Genomic DNA, 15,566 nt, shown 5'->3' with positions numbered 1-15,566 from the left:
ATTCCCAAAAAAGGCGAGGGTTTACACGCGGCCGTTCTGACAGGCCTCTTCCTTGAGTAAGCGCGCACTCGTGACAAGTTCCCGCAGGCCGTAAAAACAATGCGTTAGAAAAGACCATAGAGAATAGCCTGTTCCCATGTAGGAATCTGTACAAACCCGTTCTAGAAAAATAGTCTTGCCCGCCCGTTTGGGGCAAACTCCCGGTTTTTCCACCTTTGGCCAAGGCATGCCCATGACTCCCGCTTCGTCCGTCGATGAAAAGAGCTTCCGTACACTACTGAGCCGAAACGTGGCGTTGCCCCTGGGTGTGGGCGTGCTCAGTGCCGTATTTTTCGTCGTATTGATCACCTACCTGCTGTCGGTCATCCAGTGGGTGGAACACACCGACCGGGTTATCAATAACCTCAATGAGTCGTCCAAGCTGACGGTGGACCTGGAAACCGGCATGCGCGGCTTCCTGATCACCGGTGACGAGCATTTCCTCGACCCTTACGAAGTGGCCAAGCCGCGAATCATTGCCGACCTGCGCAATTTGCAGGAACTGGTGGCGGACAACCCGCAGCAAGTGGACCGTCTCAAACGCCTGGAGGCCATGCAGGCCGAGTGGAACAACTACGCCCAGTCGATGATTGATATGCAGCGCAGCAGTGGCGACTACCGCGGTGCGGTCAAGGCCGGCCGTGGCAAGCGCCTGACCGATGAGATCCGCAAGGAATATGACGATGCGGTGGCGATGGAACAGCAGTTCCGCATCGCCCGCAATGAAGAAGTCACCCGCACCACCGTGATCAGCGTCACCCTGTACCTGGTCTTTGTACTCGGTTTGAGTGGCTTTCTGGCTTACATTGGTCGTAAGAATTTAGTTTCTTTATCAAATAGTTACAGCGCAAACCTCGCGTCCCAACAGAAGATCGCGCGGCGGCTGGAGCAACAGGCTTGGTTGCGCAATGGCCAGACTGAATTGGCCGAACAGGTGCTTGGCCAACTGACCCTGAACATGCTGGGCCGCAATATCCTGCAATTCTTTGCCCAATACATGGGCTCGGTCGTCGCCGCGCTGTATGTGCGCGAAGAGCACGGCGGCCTCAAGCGCGTGGCCACCTACGGTTTCTCCCGCGAGCAGGAACAGCGTGAGCAAGCGATCTACAGTGATGAAGGCATCGTCGGCCAAGCGGCCCAGCTGGATCGCCTGATTCGCCTGGACGATGTGCCGGTGGACTACTTCAAGGTCAGCTCCGGCCTGGGCGAAGGTGCTGCGCGCAGTGTGCTGGTCATGCCCACCAGCGATGATGATCGCGTCAATGGCGTGCTCGAGCTGGGTTTCCTGCGGCCGCTGCAAGAACGCGACGAGGAGCTGCTGGAACTGATCGCCGGCAATATCGGCACCTCCATCGAGGCCGCCCGTTATCGCCAGCGCCTGCAGGAAGTGCTGGCCGAGACCCAGCAGCTCAACGAAGAGCTGCAAGTGCAGCAGGAAGAACTCAAGACTGCCAACGAAGAGCTGGAGGAACAGTCGCGCATCCTCAAGGAATCCCAGGCTCACCTGGAAACCCAGCAAGCGGAGCTTGAGCAGACCAACGAGCAACTCGCCGAACAGACGCAGACCCTGGCCGAGCAGCGCGACGCCATGGACCGCAAGAACGTCGAACTCAACCAGGCCCAGCTCGAGCTGGAAGACCGTGCCGAAGAGTTGCAGCGCTCCAGCAAGTACAAATCCGAATTCCTCGCCAACATGTCCCACGAGCTGCGCACGCCGCTGAACAGTTCGTTGATCCTGGCCAAGTTGCTGGCCGAGAACCCCCAGGAAAATCTCAGCGCCGAACAGGTCAAGTTTGCCGAATCGATCTATTCCGCCGGCAATGACTTGCTCAACCTGATCAACGACATCCTGGACATTTCCAAGGTGGAAGCCGGCAAGCTCGAAGTGCGCCCAGAAAACTCCAGTGTGGCGCGTCTGGTAGACGGCCTGCGCGGCATGTTCGAACCGCTGGCGGCCGATCGCAAGCTGGGCTTCCAAGTGGACGTGCAGGAAGGTTCGCCGACCATGCTGTTTACCGACCGCCAGCGCCTGGAACAGATCCTCAAGAACCTGCTGTCCAACGCGATCAAGTTCACCGAGCAGGGCGACGTGAGCCTCTCTGTGTCGCGTGCACCGGGGGAGGGCATTGCCTTCACGGTTCGCGACTCCGGCATCGGCATTGCCCCGGACCAGCAGGAAAGCATCTTCGAAGCCTTCCGCCAGGCCGACGGCACCACCAATCGCCGTTATGGCGGCACCGGCCTGGGCCTGTCGATTTCCCGCGACCTGGCGGCGCTGTTGGGCGGCTACATCAGTGTGGCCAGCGAGCCAGGCAAGGGCAGTATCTTTACCCTGGTGTTGCCGGAGCAGTATGTCGAGCGCGAGGCAGACGCCGCCCCTGTCGAACCGCCACGCCAAGTGGTGATGGCACCCGCACCGGTCCCCGTCAAGGTGTCACCGTTGCCGGTGGCCGACGCCAAGCTGATTCCGCGCTTCGCCGACGACCGCGACAAGACCCCGTTTACCACGCGCTGCATTCTGGTGGTGGAAGACGAGCCGAATTTCGCCCGTATCCTCTTCGACCTGGCCCATGAGCTGGGCTACCACTGCCTGGTGGCCCACGGGGCGGACGAAGGCTACAGCCTGGCCGAGGAGTACATTCCCGACGCCATCCTGTTGGACATGCGCTTGCCCGACCATTCCGGGCTCACTGTTCTGCAGCGCCTGAAAGAGCACGCCAACACCCGCCATATCCCGGTGCATGTGATTTCCGTGGAAGACCGCGTCGAAGCTGCCATGCACATGGGCGCCATTGGCTATGCGGTCAAGCCCACCACCCGCGAAGAGCTCAAGGACGTGTTTGCGCGCCTGGAGGCCAAGCTGACCCAGAAGGTCAAGCGCGTGCTGCTGGTGGAAGACGATGACCTGCAGCGCGACAGTATTGCCCGCCTGATCGGCGACGATGACATCGAGATCACCGCCGTCGGTTTTGCCCAGGAAGCCCTCGACCTGCTGCGTACCAACGCCTACGACTGCATGATCATCGACCTCAAGTTGCCGGACATGCTCGGCAACGAGCTGCTCAAGCGCATGGCCACCGAGGACATCTGTTCGTTCCCGCCCGTGATCGTCTACACCGGGCGCAACCTGACCCGCGATGAAGAGGCCGAACTGCGCAAGTATTCGCGCTCGATCATCATCAAAGGCGCCCGCTCGCCGGAGCGCCTGTTGGACGAAGTCACACTCTTTCTGCACAAAGTCGAATCCCAGCTGTCCCATGACCGCCAGAAGATGCTCAAGACCGCCCGCAGCCGCGACAAGGTGTTTGAGGGGCGAAAAATCCTGCTGGTGGACGACGATGTGCGCAACATCTTCGCCCTGACCAGCGCCCTGGAGCACAAGGGCGCGGTGGTGGTGATCGGCCGTAACGGCCGTGAAGCCATCGACAAACTCAATGAAGTCGACGATATCGACCTGGTGCTGATGGACGTGATGATGCCGGAAATGGACGGTTACGAGGCCACCGCCTTGATCCGCCAGGACCCGCGCTGGAAAAAGCTGCCGATCATCGCGGTGACGGCCAAGGCCATGAAGGACGACCAGGAACGTTGCCTGGCGGCCGGTTCCAACGATTACCTGGCCAAGCCGATTGATCTGGATCGTCTGTTCTCACTCATTCGCGTATGGCTACCGAAGATGGAACGCATTTAAGTGGAGCGAAGTTTTTTGGAAAAAAGCAGCGACATTGAGCTGCGCCTGTTGATCGAGGCGATTTACCTCAAGTACAGCTATGACTTCCGGGATTACTCCGGGGCGTCGGTCAAGCGCCGTGTGGCTCATGCGTTGCGCCAGTTCGATTGCGCGACGATTTCTGCCTTGCAGGAGCGCGTGCTGCACGACCCGGCGGCGTTCATGCAGTTGCTGCAGTTCTTGACGATTCCGGTGAGCGAGATGTTTCGCGACCCGTCGCACTTCCTGGCGATCCGCCAGGAGGTGGTGCCGCTGCTCAAGACCTATCCGTCGATCAAGATCTGGATCGCCGGCTGCAGCACGGGCGAGGAGGTGTACTCCATGGCCATCCTGTTGCGCGAAGAGGGGTTGCTGGAGCGTACGATCATCTACGCCACCGATATCAACCCGGCGTCGCTGGACAAGGCCAAGCAGGGCATCTTTTCCCTGGAGAATGTCCGCGCCTACACCGCCAACTATCAGCAGGCCGGCGGCCAACGTTCATTTGCCGACTACTACACAGCGGCCTACGATTACGCGATCTTCGATAAAACGTTGCGCGAGAATGTCACCTTCGCCGACCACAGTCTGGCGACCGATAGTGTATTCTCAGAAACTCAATTAATTTCATGCCGTAACGTATTGATTTACTTCAATAAGAAATTGCAAGATCGCGCATTTGGTTTGTTTCATGAGTCGCTGTGTCATCGCGGCTTCCTGGTGCTGGGCAGCAAGGAAACCCTGGACTTCTCCGCGTACGGCAAGCAGTTCGAACCCTTGGTCAAACAGGAACGGATCTACCGAAAACTATGAATCAAGCGGCTGCCAGCCCGGCAAAGGTCCGGGGTATAGAGGCTATCGTCATCGGCGCATCCGCCGGTGGCGTAGAGGCGTTGCTGACAGTATTTGGCCAATTGCCGGCAGATTTCGGCTTGCCTATCGTCGCCGTATTGCACCTGCCGGACGAGCGCCGTAGCCAATTAGCCGAGGTGTTTGACCGGCGCGTCGCCATACCGGTGGTGGAGGCGCGCGACAAGGAAACGCTCAAGCCGGGCACCCTGTACTTTGCCGGTCCCGGCTATCACTTGTCGGTGGAGCAGGATCGCAGCTTGTCGCTGAGCCAGGAAGACCGCGTGCACCATTCGCGACCCGCCATTGATTTCCTGTTCGAGTCCGCCGCCGAAGCCTACGGCAAAGGCCTGATGGCCATCCTGTTGACCGGCGCCAACCACGATGGCGCCCGGGGCCTGGCCTACGTCCAGCGACAGGGTGGAACCACCGTGGTGCAAGACCCCACTGAAGCACGTGTCGACGTCATGCCCCGGGCTGCGCTGGCGCTGCACACACCCGACCACATTCTGACGTTGAGCCGCATTGGCTCCTTGCTGGCTTCCCTGGAATATTCCCCATGTTAAGTACTGTCCAGGCCAAACTGCTGATCGTCGACGATCTGCCGGAAAACCTGCTGGCCCTCGAAGCGCTGATCAAGCGCGAGGACCGCCAGGTGTTCAAGGCATTGAGCGCCGACGAGGCCTTGTCCCTGTTGCTGGAGCACGAGTTCGCCATGGCGATCCTCGACGTGCAGATGCCCGGCATGAACGGGTTCGAGCTGGCCGAATTGATGCGCGGTACCGAGAAAACCAAGAACATCCCGATTGTGTTCGTCAGCGCCGCCGGCCGCGAACTCAATTACGCCTTCAAAGGCTACGAAAGCGGCGCCGTCGACTTCCTGCACAAACCGCTGGATATCCATGCGGTGAAGAGCAAGGTCAACGTGTTCGTCGACCTGTATCGCCAGAGCAAGGCGATGAAGCAACAAGTCGAAGCCCTGGAGCGCAGCCGTCGCGAACAGGAACTGCTGCTCACGCGCCTGCAGGCCACCCAGGCCGAGTTGGAACAGGCGGTACGTATGCGCGACGACTTCATGTCGATCGTCGCCCACGAAGTGCGTACGCCCCTGAATGGCCTGATTCTCGAGACCCAGCTGCGCAAGATGCACCTGGCGCGGGACAACGCCGCGGCGTTCGCCCTCGACAAGATGCACGCTATGGTCGACCGCGATGAGCGGCAGATCCAGAGCCTGATCCGCCTCATCGAAGACATGCTGGATGTGTCGCGCATTCGCACCGGCAAGCTGTCCATTCGCCCGGCGCGCTTCGACCTGGCGCAGTTGGTGAGCAACTTGGTAGAGAACTTTGCGCCGCAAGTGGCGGCTGCGGAATCGTCCATGCAGCTGATTGTGGACGGCCCTGTTGAAGGTAACTGGGACGAGTTCCGCATTGAGCAGGTGGTCACGAACCTGCTGACCAACGCCCTGCGCTACGGGGCCAAGAGCCCGGTGGAGGTGCGCGTGTACAGCGAACATGGCGAAGCTCGCGTGGAAGTGCGCGACCACGGGATCGGCATCAGCGAAGACAACCAGAAACGTATTTTCCAACAGTTCGAGCGTGTGTCCGCCAGTCAGGTGGCGGCAGGCCTGGGCCTGGGACTGTTTATTTCCGAGCAGATCGTTGCAGCCCATGGCGGCACCATCGAGGTCGAAAGCCAGATAGGCGAGGGCGCCCTGTTTCGGGTGTGCCTGCCCCTTGAACCGTCGGCATGAAATCAATCGTCATTTCGACGCAACCTTCTGCGTGACCCCATGGTCGTAATTGCAGCAATTGACCGAACAAAGGCTTCCCATGAGTGAAGATGCGCAAGATGTCGTTCTGATCGTCGAGGACGACGAATCCATTATGTTTGTGCTGGGTGAGTACCTGGCCGGCCTGGGCTATCGGGTGTTGAAGGCGATCGATGGGGAGCAGGCCTTCGAAATCCTGGCGACCAAGCCGCACCTGGACCTGATGGTCACCGACTACCGCCTGCCGGGTGGGATTTCCGGGGTGCAGATCGCCGAGCCTGCGATCATGTTACGGCCTGAACTGAAAGTGATCTTCATCAGCGGCTACCCGCAGGAAATCCTCGACTGTAACAGCCCGATCACGCGCAATGCGCCGATCCTGGCCAAGCCGTTTGATCTGGATACGCTGCAAGAGCATATCCAGCGGTTGTTGGCGTAAAGGTCGCCTCTGTCAGGGCGGGGTTGGCCCATCCCTGACAGCGCTCCCTGATTACGTGGTCACGAGCGGCATTTCAGATACCTCCTTGACGGTCTTATCGGAGACTGAGGTCATTCGCTTCCACGCGCTGTCATACACGCTGACTTCAAACTCCAGCGTGTGGGGATCCTTGCTGCAGGTCGTGTATTGAACCGGCAGTTTTTTATCGGTGAATACCTTGTGCAGGGCGCGCTTCATCATTTCCGGGTTGGTAAATGTCGCGACGCTAACGTTGGGGTCATAAAAAAAGAACTTTTTATTCAGTCCTTCGCCGGCTACGCCTGCCGTCATCGCATGATCAAGGCTGCTGATCATCAGCGTCTTTGGCCCTTTGGCGTCAGCCAACTCATCAACTATGGCGTTGTAGCCCATTTGCCGGCGTGGCTTGCCGGCATGAAATAAGGTCGGAGCCTCCAGTCGCGCTTGCATCGTCGCCAGCTCCTGGATGAATTGCCGAGCCGCAGGGTCGGTCGGGTTAGCGGCAGCGGTGAACATGTTGCCGATAAACGTCGCCTCCGTACCTTGTTCCATCGCATTTGCCATCGATCTGGACATGGCCGCGCATTGGCCTCGGGTAAGTGGACGGGTCTGGCTGAGGTAAAAGATCTGGGGCGTAGGGGTGAAGTGCCCACCGGCCTCGCTGACGCATTCATAAACCCGGCTGACGCCCTTGAAGCCGTGCTGTACGGCCAGTCGTTCTTGCTGGCGAACCAGCGTGCCGATCTGCACCGTTGTCATCGCTGTCTTGGTGGTCAGCTCCATGACCTCCTCATACTTCATATTCGGGCGGTAACCGGGGACAGACTTAGGGTCACCTTTGTCATAACCCTGCTTGAAATCGGCTTTATCAACCCCGTGTTTATGCCGCTCAACCACTGCATGCCACTGTTTACGCAGCGCTATTGATTCAGGCGTCATTGCAGTCACCTGAGTCGCCCATATACCCAGCTGCGGCTCACCTGATAGGAAAGAGGGCTGAAAATCGTCCAGCGCTTTGCCGAATGGGCGCCCGTTCAAACCATCGAAGGCATACCATTTGCCTTTGCTCAGAACTGCCGGCCCTTCGACGATGCTGCCTTGCAGCTTGAAGGTCCCCATGGCACTGGCATCGAATTGCTTGCTGGCTTGGATCAGGTCATAGCTGTTGGCACCTTGCAGCAGGCGATAGGTGCGCACGGCACCTTTTTTTCCGGTGTTGGCCAGCGAAACGAGCAAGTTGCCTGCACCGTCCAGGGGGTTGAGTGAGCCGATGGCGGCACGCCCCAGGATTTTTCCGCCGTGCGCGACTTTGCTCAATGCGGAAGCGCCCGCCTGTAAGGCCTTTGCACCTTTGGCCGCGGCGTGTAGACCCAAGACGAAACCAAAGGCATCGAACGTCAAGTCAACGATGCCGTCACCTATGTTGCCGGCTTGAAAATTCTGAATCGCCGAGCGCAGAGGGATCAGATTCAGCATGAACTCACGGGCTTTCTTATAGAAGGGCACCTCGGTGTCAAACGTCGTCATCCCCTCTGCCTGGGCCTTCAGCTGTTGGATGCCGACCACGTGTGTCATGGCGTCGGCAATGTACTGGGTTTTCTCGCTCGCAAAGCTGTTTGGCGTACCCCTGTCACTCTTCTCGTCGGTGACGTTCGCTGAATAACGGCCTGACGGTGTCACTTTTTTCAGGAGTATGTTGCGCCCACCGGGTTCGCAAGCGCGGTATTCAGGCGCCAGCGGGTGTTGTTCCAGCTCATCGCGTTTTCGAATGCGGTTTTCGTTCAAGTTGATTTCATAGACATTGACGGTACCGGCCAGCTCAGCTTTTACCAGCAGGCAATTGGGCACTTCCGTTTCAGTAAGCTCCCCGCTGAAGGCGCCCTTAGTGACGCTGCACTCTCTAAGCGTTGTAATTTTTGCGCGTTCAATGATTTTTCTATCTTCAATAGGGAGGGTGGCAATGAGGTGTTTGACTTGAGTCCCCGTCGCGCTTTGCGCCGAGGAAAAGTAGTGCGCAAGTTCAGTTTTGAAGCGCCCATTTAGGTCGGGCAGTTGGTAGGCGTTGCCCTGGATACTACGGATGTTGATGTCATCGCTTGAAGACGACCAATCGCCCCCGTGAGGGGAGTTTATTTTCCCATCCAGGTAAAGATCCAGCACTGAGTAAGGACCGGGAAAGTCACGGTTTTGAGGGGTGAGGGTGAGGCATTTTTTCTCGAACGGCAGCTTATCGCCGTACACGCGCTGGAGTTCTTCGAGCGCCATCTCCTTGCGTACGGGCATCGGCGTCGAATAGGCCTGCGATGCTTCTCTCAGGGCTGAGACCTGAGCATTGAATTGGCTAAAGAGGCGACTCATCTCATCGTCGGTGTAGTGATCCTCTGCGTTTGGCGCAATGACACCGTTGGCGACCCCCCAATCTTTGAGCGCGTCCTGTTGCGCCGTCCGCTCCACGTACCGTTCTTGTGCGGTGACGGGGGCCACATCGGCTCGCTGCATGACGTGTGCGTAGTTCATGCGTGCGGTCGAGCCGGGTGCCTGGCTCTCAAGGCGCGCCACTGCGGTGCTGAAGCTCACCCAGGAATGAGAGCCGTAGGTCACGTTGCCAGGAATATCCTTGACCAAAAACTCAGGCGCCCGGCGTGACAGCAACAGGTGGGCCGCGATGGGCGCTAATTCAAGGCTGGTACGTCCTGTAACAAATAGGTGCCTGGTCAACGCGGTAACCACTGTTGAAGACGGCATGCCCCAGTGTGCGGAACGCGCCAAATCAAAGCCGGCAACGCCAGTTCTGACTGGGACCGATGTGTTCCCCGATTCGGACGCCTTATCAAGGGTGGCGCCGAGTGCACCCAGGGTCCAGTCGTTAACGCTGTCTGGGGTCGATATGCCGTTAAACTTTTCTTGCAGCGCCTGCCCTAACACTTGGGCCTTGCGTGTACTCAGAAGGTTTTGAATAAACCGCGCGGGGTCCTGCAGCTCGTACGGCTCGAACTGCAGGTTGCGTGTCAGATACCCCAGGACACCTTTGCCCTCGTCATAACTGTGCAGATCATCGAGACCCAGGGTGTTTTGGCTCAGGGCGTCGCTCATGTCGCGGCGGCTGTCATCACTCAGTGGAGTAGGCCAGGACAGCGCACCGCCGAAGTTTCCCTGGGGGAGCTGGGACAATGGCGGGGCGTAGAGCGCTCGACCCAGATTGAACAATTCATCACGGCTCGTGGGCACGTCCCAGCCGATATCGGTGAGGTATTTTTCGAGGCTGACGGTGTTACCTTCCTGCGGTGGTCGCAGAGTCGGGTCGGGAGAAAGCGTGATGTTGACGCTGCTCAATTCACGGCGGATGAGTTGCTCAAGCAGGGCTGGCACACGCTCTGCAGGCATGTACAAACGATCAAGGGGGTCAAGCTTCGTGCGGCGCATCAGTGTTTCGGATAACGCGTCGACCTCCTGCACGATCGGCAGCAGTGCGGTGGCGAGTGATCGCTGATCGTGGGCATTGGCCAGCTTGGCCTGTTCGCGTTGCAGGACCTCTTCGGCTCGCTCAGGCGAAGGCCATTTGGCCTCGAAGGCGTTGGTGTGTTCGAGTTCCGCTGCGCGAGCCGAGGCGGATTCTCGGGTTTGTGCGATGAGGGCTTCGCCATAAAAGTCGGCGACTGCTCGGTAAGGTGCGGACGTGCTGCTGTTGGGGCTGTAGATATAGGAGGAGCCAGAGGTCAGCGCTTTGGCCGCTTGCATGATCGGCGCCATCATCGAGGTCCAGAGATGGCCGAACTGGAACCCCGAAAATGTTTTGCGCTGTCCAGCGACCATGGCACCGATGAGATTTTCCCTGGGGTTGATCTCAATCGCTTTCGTCAGGTCAATGCCCTGTTTGGTCGCCCAATCGACGAAGTACGGGCTCTTCATCAACGAGTGCAGGTGTGACCACCATTGACCGAAGGCAGAATCGGGAGGGATGTTGTCGATGTCCTCCAGCCGTCCGGTATTGGCCGCTGAACGCAGGGTTTGCGCGACAAGCCCGGCCAGGCGGCTGTCGCCTTTCGCTTGTGCATGTGCTTCGGGCGGGATCACCGGATCGCTCGCAGGCTCCGTGGACCGTGGCCGGCGTGCTAGTGCTTTTTCAGGGGCAGTGTCCAGGGGCGGTTGATGCAGAGGGACAACGTAGCGGGAAGAAATCATGGCGGGAGGGGCTCGCAAGGTTATTTTCAGGCCGTTCGCAGTGACATTTCACGCACTGCGGTGTAGACCTTCGTGTCCCTCCCTTTCGTAACCGTTCCTGCCTGCCAGCCCTTCAATATGTCAGGACTTTGCGGTATCTACCTCACGCCTGAATCATCTCCCTGACCTTCGCCGTCAACAGGTCAAAGGTAAAAGGCTTGGTGATCAATTGCATGCCAGGGTCCAGAAAACCTCCCCGTACGGCGGCGTGCTCGGCATACCCGGTAATGAACAGCACCTTGAGTTCCGGCCGGATCTGCCGGCCGATTTCCGCCAGCTGTCGGCCGTTCATGCCGGGCAAGCCAACATCGCTGATCATCAAGTCGATACGCTGCTCGGATTCGATGATCGGCAGCGCCGTATCGGCATCGCCAGCCTGGACAAAGGCGTAGCCCAGCTCCTTGAGTACCGCACTGACCAATACACGCACGGCGGGGTCATCTTCGACGATGAGCACCGTTTCACCCGCGTTGGCGAATGGCAATAACGTCGGGTTGACCGCTACATGCGTTGCCATTTCACCGACAAACCGTGGCAAAAACAGGCTGACCGTGGTGCCTTTTCCCACTTCACTGTGGATCGTCACGTGGCCATGGGATTGGCGCGCAAACCCGTAGATCATCGACAACCCCAGGCCGGTGCCCTGGCCAATCGGTTTGGTGGTGAAAAACGGATCGAACACGCGGCCCATCACGCTTTCCGGAATGCCACAGCCGTTGTCGCTGACGCTCAATTCCACGTAGTCACCGGGTTTCAGGGTGCCATAGGCCGCCGTGAACACATTGTCGAGATGGCGATTGGCGGTCTCGACCGTGAGCTTGCCGCCAGCGGGCATCGCGTCTCGCGCATTGATAACCAGGTTGAGCAGGGCGCTTTCCAACTGGTTCGGGTCGGCTTCGGCGGTCCAGAGCTGGTCGTTCAGCCGCATGTCCAGCGTAATGCTCTCGTTGATGCTGCGCTGCAGCAACTCGCCCATGGAGAACACCAGTTGGTTGATCCCCACGGGTTTTGAATCCAGTGATTGGCGACGGGAAAACGCCAGGAGTCGATGGGTGAGGCCCGCCGCCCGGTTGGCCGAGGTCACACCGAGGTCGATAAGGCTGTCCAGATCGTCCAACTTGCCCCGGGATACACGCCTGCGCAGCAATTCCAGGCTGCCGATGATGCCGGTGAGCATGTTGTTGAAGTCGTGGGCGATGCCGCCGGTCAATTGGCCGACGGCTTCCATTTTCTGCGATTGGCGCAAGGCTTCTTCATTGCTGCGCAATTGCGCCGTACGTTCTTCGACTTGCTGTTCGAGGGTCTCCAGCGTGCGCTGCAAGCGCAGTTCACTCTCGCTCAAGTCAATCAGGCGGTCGCGTGCTTCGTACTGACGGCGCCGACCGCGCAGCGCGGTACTCACCAGGCTGATCAACGTGACAGGGTGGAACGGCCGCTCCAGGAACGTCACGTTGCCCAACAAGCCGCTCAAGTTGGATGAGCCATTCTGTTCGCTGCCACCGTGATGGGTCATCAGCACAATCGGCAAATCCGACCAGGCCGGTTGCTGATGCAAGTACTCCAGCAAGGGTTCCAGATCAACCCCGCGCAGGGCTTCAGCCGCAATGATCAGTAAGCCTGCACCTTGCTCCAGCGCTTCGCACAGTTGCACCAGGCTGCCGACAGTGACGCCGGCGTAGCCAGCCTCGTTGAGCATCATCAACGCCAGCGACCCGTCACGGCCCATGGGCGCAAGGACGATCGCACGCTCGGAGACGGGAGAGAGCGCCGTCACACCCCCTCATCCTTGAGCAAAGGGGAGCCTGCACCCATGTAGGTCGGTATGCCGCGCAACACGCCTTGGAAGTTATCAAGGGGCTCGCCGACGGTCATGCCCTGGCTGCCAATTCGGTATTCGCGAATGGTGGCTTCATGGGCACCGGTGCGTTTCTTGATGATCGAGATAGCTCGACGCACCTTGCCCAAGGCTTCGAAGTAGCGCAGCAGGATCACCGTGTCCGCCAGATAGGTGATGTCGACGGGGGCCTGCATATCACCGACCAGCCCGTGTTGCGCGACCGTCATAAAGGTCGCCGCCCCCCGGCGATTGAGGTACAGCAGCAGTTCGTGCATATGCAGGATCAGCGCATTTTCTTCTGGCATTGCCGCCTGGTAGCCGTTGATGCTGTCGATGACCACGGTTTTGATTCCGCGTTCGTCGACACAACGCCGCACCCGGTGCGAGAACTCGCCCGGCGACAACTCGGCGGCATCGACCTGTTCGATCAGCAAGTTGCCGGTTTCCTGCAGGGCGGCGAGGTCGATACCCATGTTTTTCATGCGTTCGAACAACAACCCCAGCTCTTCATCGAAAATAAAGAGTGCAGCTTTTTCGCCGCGCTCCACGGCGGCGGCGGCGAAGATCATCGAGATCAGCGACTTGCCGGTACCGGCCGGGCCGAGAATCAGGCTGCTGGAACCGGTCTCGACCCCGCCGCCCATCAACGCATCCAGCGCGGCAATGCCGCTGCTCAAGGTCTCGCGTTTATAGCCCCCGCGATGCTCGGCGGCCACCAGGCGTGGGAACACATGGACGCCATCCTGCATGATGGTGAAGTCATGAAAGCCGCCCCGGTATTTCTGGCCGCGGTACTTCACCACACGCACCCGGCGCCGCTCGGCGCCGTAGTTGGGGGTCAACTCTTCCAGGCGGATGACACCATGCGCAACGCTGTGCACGGTCTTGTCGAGGGATTCAGTGGTGAGGTCGTCCAGCAACAGGACGGTGGCGTCGTAACGCACAAAGTAGTGCTTGATCGCCAGGATCTGCCGACGATAGCGCAGGGAGCTTTGCGCCAGCAGGCGGATTTCCGAAAGGCTGTCGATGACCACGCGGGTCGGCTTCACCCGTTCCACCACCTCGAAGATCTGCCGGGTGGCCTCGCCCAGTTCCAGGTCGGAGGAGTACAGCAGGCTTTGCTGGTGGTCGGCGTTGAGCAGGCTTTCCGGCGGCGTCAGTTCAAAAATATGAATGTTGTCATCCAGGTCCCAACCGTGAGACGTGGCACCTTGACGCAACTCGCGCTCGGTTTCCGATAGGGTGATGTACAGCGATCGCTCGCCGCTCTTCGCCCCCGCCTGCAGGAAATGCAGGGCGACCGTGGTTTTACCGGTACCGGGCTCACCTTCCAGCAGGAACAGGTGGCTGCGCGAGAGTCCACCGGCAAGAATGTCGTCGAGACCTTCAATGCCAATGGCCGCTTTTTCGGATAGTTGCGCTTTGGATGTAGACAAGAAGTGCCCTCAGGTCACATACGAGTAGAGGATGCGCGGCCATGTGGCCGCGCCATATTCTCTTGACCGTAGCGCTTTGCGGCGGTTCAACCTTTTACTGGGGAAATGAGCGCGAGGCCAGTTTTACAAAAATGGTGACCACGCTATAAGCCCTGCTGCAGTGCCGGGTCGTCCGGGTTCTGTTGCTCAAGTTGCGCGAGCAGCACTTGGACATTTTGCAACTGGCCGCTTTCCTTCCAGTAATTGACCAGCAGCACCCGCGCCTTGCGATTGGCCGGGTGGCGCTGGATGATTTCTTCCAACTGGCGCTGGGCCGCTTCCAATTCCTGCTGGGCGTGCAGGGTGGTGGCCAGGTCGTAGCGGTAGTCCTGATTGTCCGGCTCCAGCTCCACCGCTTTCGACAGGCCCAGCAGGGCGTAAGGGCGTTCGCCATGGTGCAACAGCCACAGGCCAAGGGCGTGTTGCAGGTAGGCTGATTCAGGGTGCGCCGCCAGTTGGCGCGCCAACAATTGGCGGGACTCTTCGGACTTGCCCTGTTTGTCCAGGAGTTCGATCTGCGCTACCACGGCTTGCAGGTTGTCCGGTTGCAAGCGCATGGCCTGCTCAAGCGCATGTTGCGCGTCCGGCAACAGGGCGCTGTGGATGTAGAGACGCGCCAGCTGAATCCAGCCTTCGGCGGTTTCGGGCTGGGCCTTGAGCTTTTTCACAAACTCATCCAGCACTTGCTGCAAGGGCCCGAAATACAGGCCCAAGGTGTCGGGCGACAAGCCCAGCAATGCATTGGCGGCGGCAAACCGTACTTCCTGCTCAGGATCATCCAGCACCGGGCCGAGCAACAGTGTGCGCTGACCGGTCGGCACCAGGCCGACAATACTGTGGATGGCGGCCTCGCGTACCTGGGGTGAATCGCTGCTCAAGTCTTTGTCGGCCAGCTTCAAGGCTTGGGGGCTGGGGTAGTTGGGCAGCTCGGCATGCAGCGCCACCCGGCGTTCGGGCGTCAGGTCTGGGCGGCCTAACTGCTGATACAGCACGCGCGCCGCCCCAGGCTCACCGTTATGCGCCTGTTTCAAGGCTTTGGCGTAACCGTGGGCAATGGCGGGAGGCACGGCCACTGGGGTGGAACGGGAGAAATACCAAGTGAACAGCACAATCAACAGCAGGGCGCACAGGCCGATGATGGAGTAACGGCGTGACTTTGACATGCAGGCGTCCGAAAGCTAGGCAGCTAGTACAAAGCGCCCAGCTTC

9 protein-coding genes are annotated in these 15,566 nt (G+C 59.3%); 5 read left to right on the top strand and 4 right to left on the bottom strand.

The features are described from left to right. The first annotated feature begins 232 nt into the window (after positions 1–232). From ACI512_RS18345 to ACI512_RS18325, 5 genes are all read left to right on the top strand, one after another. A complete protein-coding gene (locus ACI512_RS18345; RefSeq protein ID WP_236381285.1) occupies positions 233–3,730 on the top strand; it encodes a response regulator in 3,498 nt (1,165 codons plus the stop codon). Next, a complete protein-coding gene (locus ACI512_RS18340) occupies positions 3,731–4,561 on the top strand; it encodes a protein-glutamate O-methyltransferase CheR (protein ID WP_012724198.1) in 831 nt (276 codons plus the stop codon). Then, the gene (locus ACI512_RS18335) at positions 4,558–5,163 is read left to right on the top strand and encodes a chemotaxis protein CheB (protein ID WP_231809565.1); all 606 of its coding nucleotides are present in this window, start codon (positions 4,558–4,560) and stop codon (positions 5,161–5,163) included. Before ACI512_RS18340 ends, ACI512_RS18335 begins: the two co-directional genes overlap by 4 nt. Next, positions 5,157–6,350, top strand: coding sequence for a hybrid sensor histidine kinase/response regulator (locus tag ACI512_RS18330; RefSeq protein WP_093544526.1), 1,194 nt, complete (start codon positions 5,157–5,159; stop codon positions 6,348–6,350). The genes ACI512_RS18335 and ACI512_RS18330 overlap by 7 nt, the downstream gene beginning before the upstream one ends. A gap of 79 nt (positions 6,351–6,429) precedes the next feature. Continuing rightward, positions 6,430–6,807, top strand: a complete 378-nt coding sequence (locus ACI512_RS18325) for a response regulator (protein ID WP_016974745.1) — start codon at positions 6,430–6,432, stop codon at positions 6,805–6,807. Positions 6,808–6,858: 51 nt separating this feature from the next. Here the strand turns inward: ACI512_RS18325 and ACI512_RS18320 are convergent, their stop codons facing one another. The 4 genes from ACI512_RS18320 to ACI512_RS18305 form a co-directional block, all read right to left on the bottom strand. Next, on the bottom strand, positions 6,859–10,899 hold the full coding sequence (locus tag ACI512_RS18320; RefSeq protein WP_405121256.1) for a hypothetical protein: 4,041 nt from the start codon (positions 10,897–10,899) through the stop codon (positions 6,859–6,861). A 250-nt stretch (positions 10,900–11,149) separates the two neighbouring features. Further along, entirely contained in the window at positions 11,150–12,820 is a 1,671-nt protein-coding gene (locus ACI512_RS18315; protein WP_236381289.1) for an ATP-binding protein, read from the bottom strand. Further along, positions 12,817–14,319, bottom strand: a complete 1,503-nt coding sequence (locus ACI512_RS18310; RefSeq protein WP_231809568.1) for an ATPase domain-containing protein — start codon at positions 14,317–14,319, stop codon at positions 12,817–12,819. The genes ACI512_RS18315 and ACI512_RS18310 overlap by 4 nt, the downstream gene beginning before the upstream one ends. A gap of 143 nt (positions 14,320–14,462) precedes the next feature. Continuing rightward, on the bottom strand, positions 14,463–15,521 hold the full coding sequence (locus tag ACI512_RS18305; RefSeq protein ID WP_012724205.1) for a tetratricopeptide repeat protein: 1,059 nt from the start codon (positions 15,519–15,521) through the stop codon (positions 14,463–14,465). Positions 15,522–15,566: the final 45 nt, after the last annotated feature.

This window comes from Pseudomonas petroselini, from assembly GCF_045037875.1.
In the GTDB taxonomy this organism is placed as follows: domain Bacteria; phylum Pseudomonadota; class Gammaproteobacteria; order Pseudomonadales; family Pseudomonadaceae; genus Aquipseudomonas; species Aquipseudomonas petroselini.
This window is presented reverse-complemented; position numbering and strand designations above follow the sequence as displayed.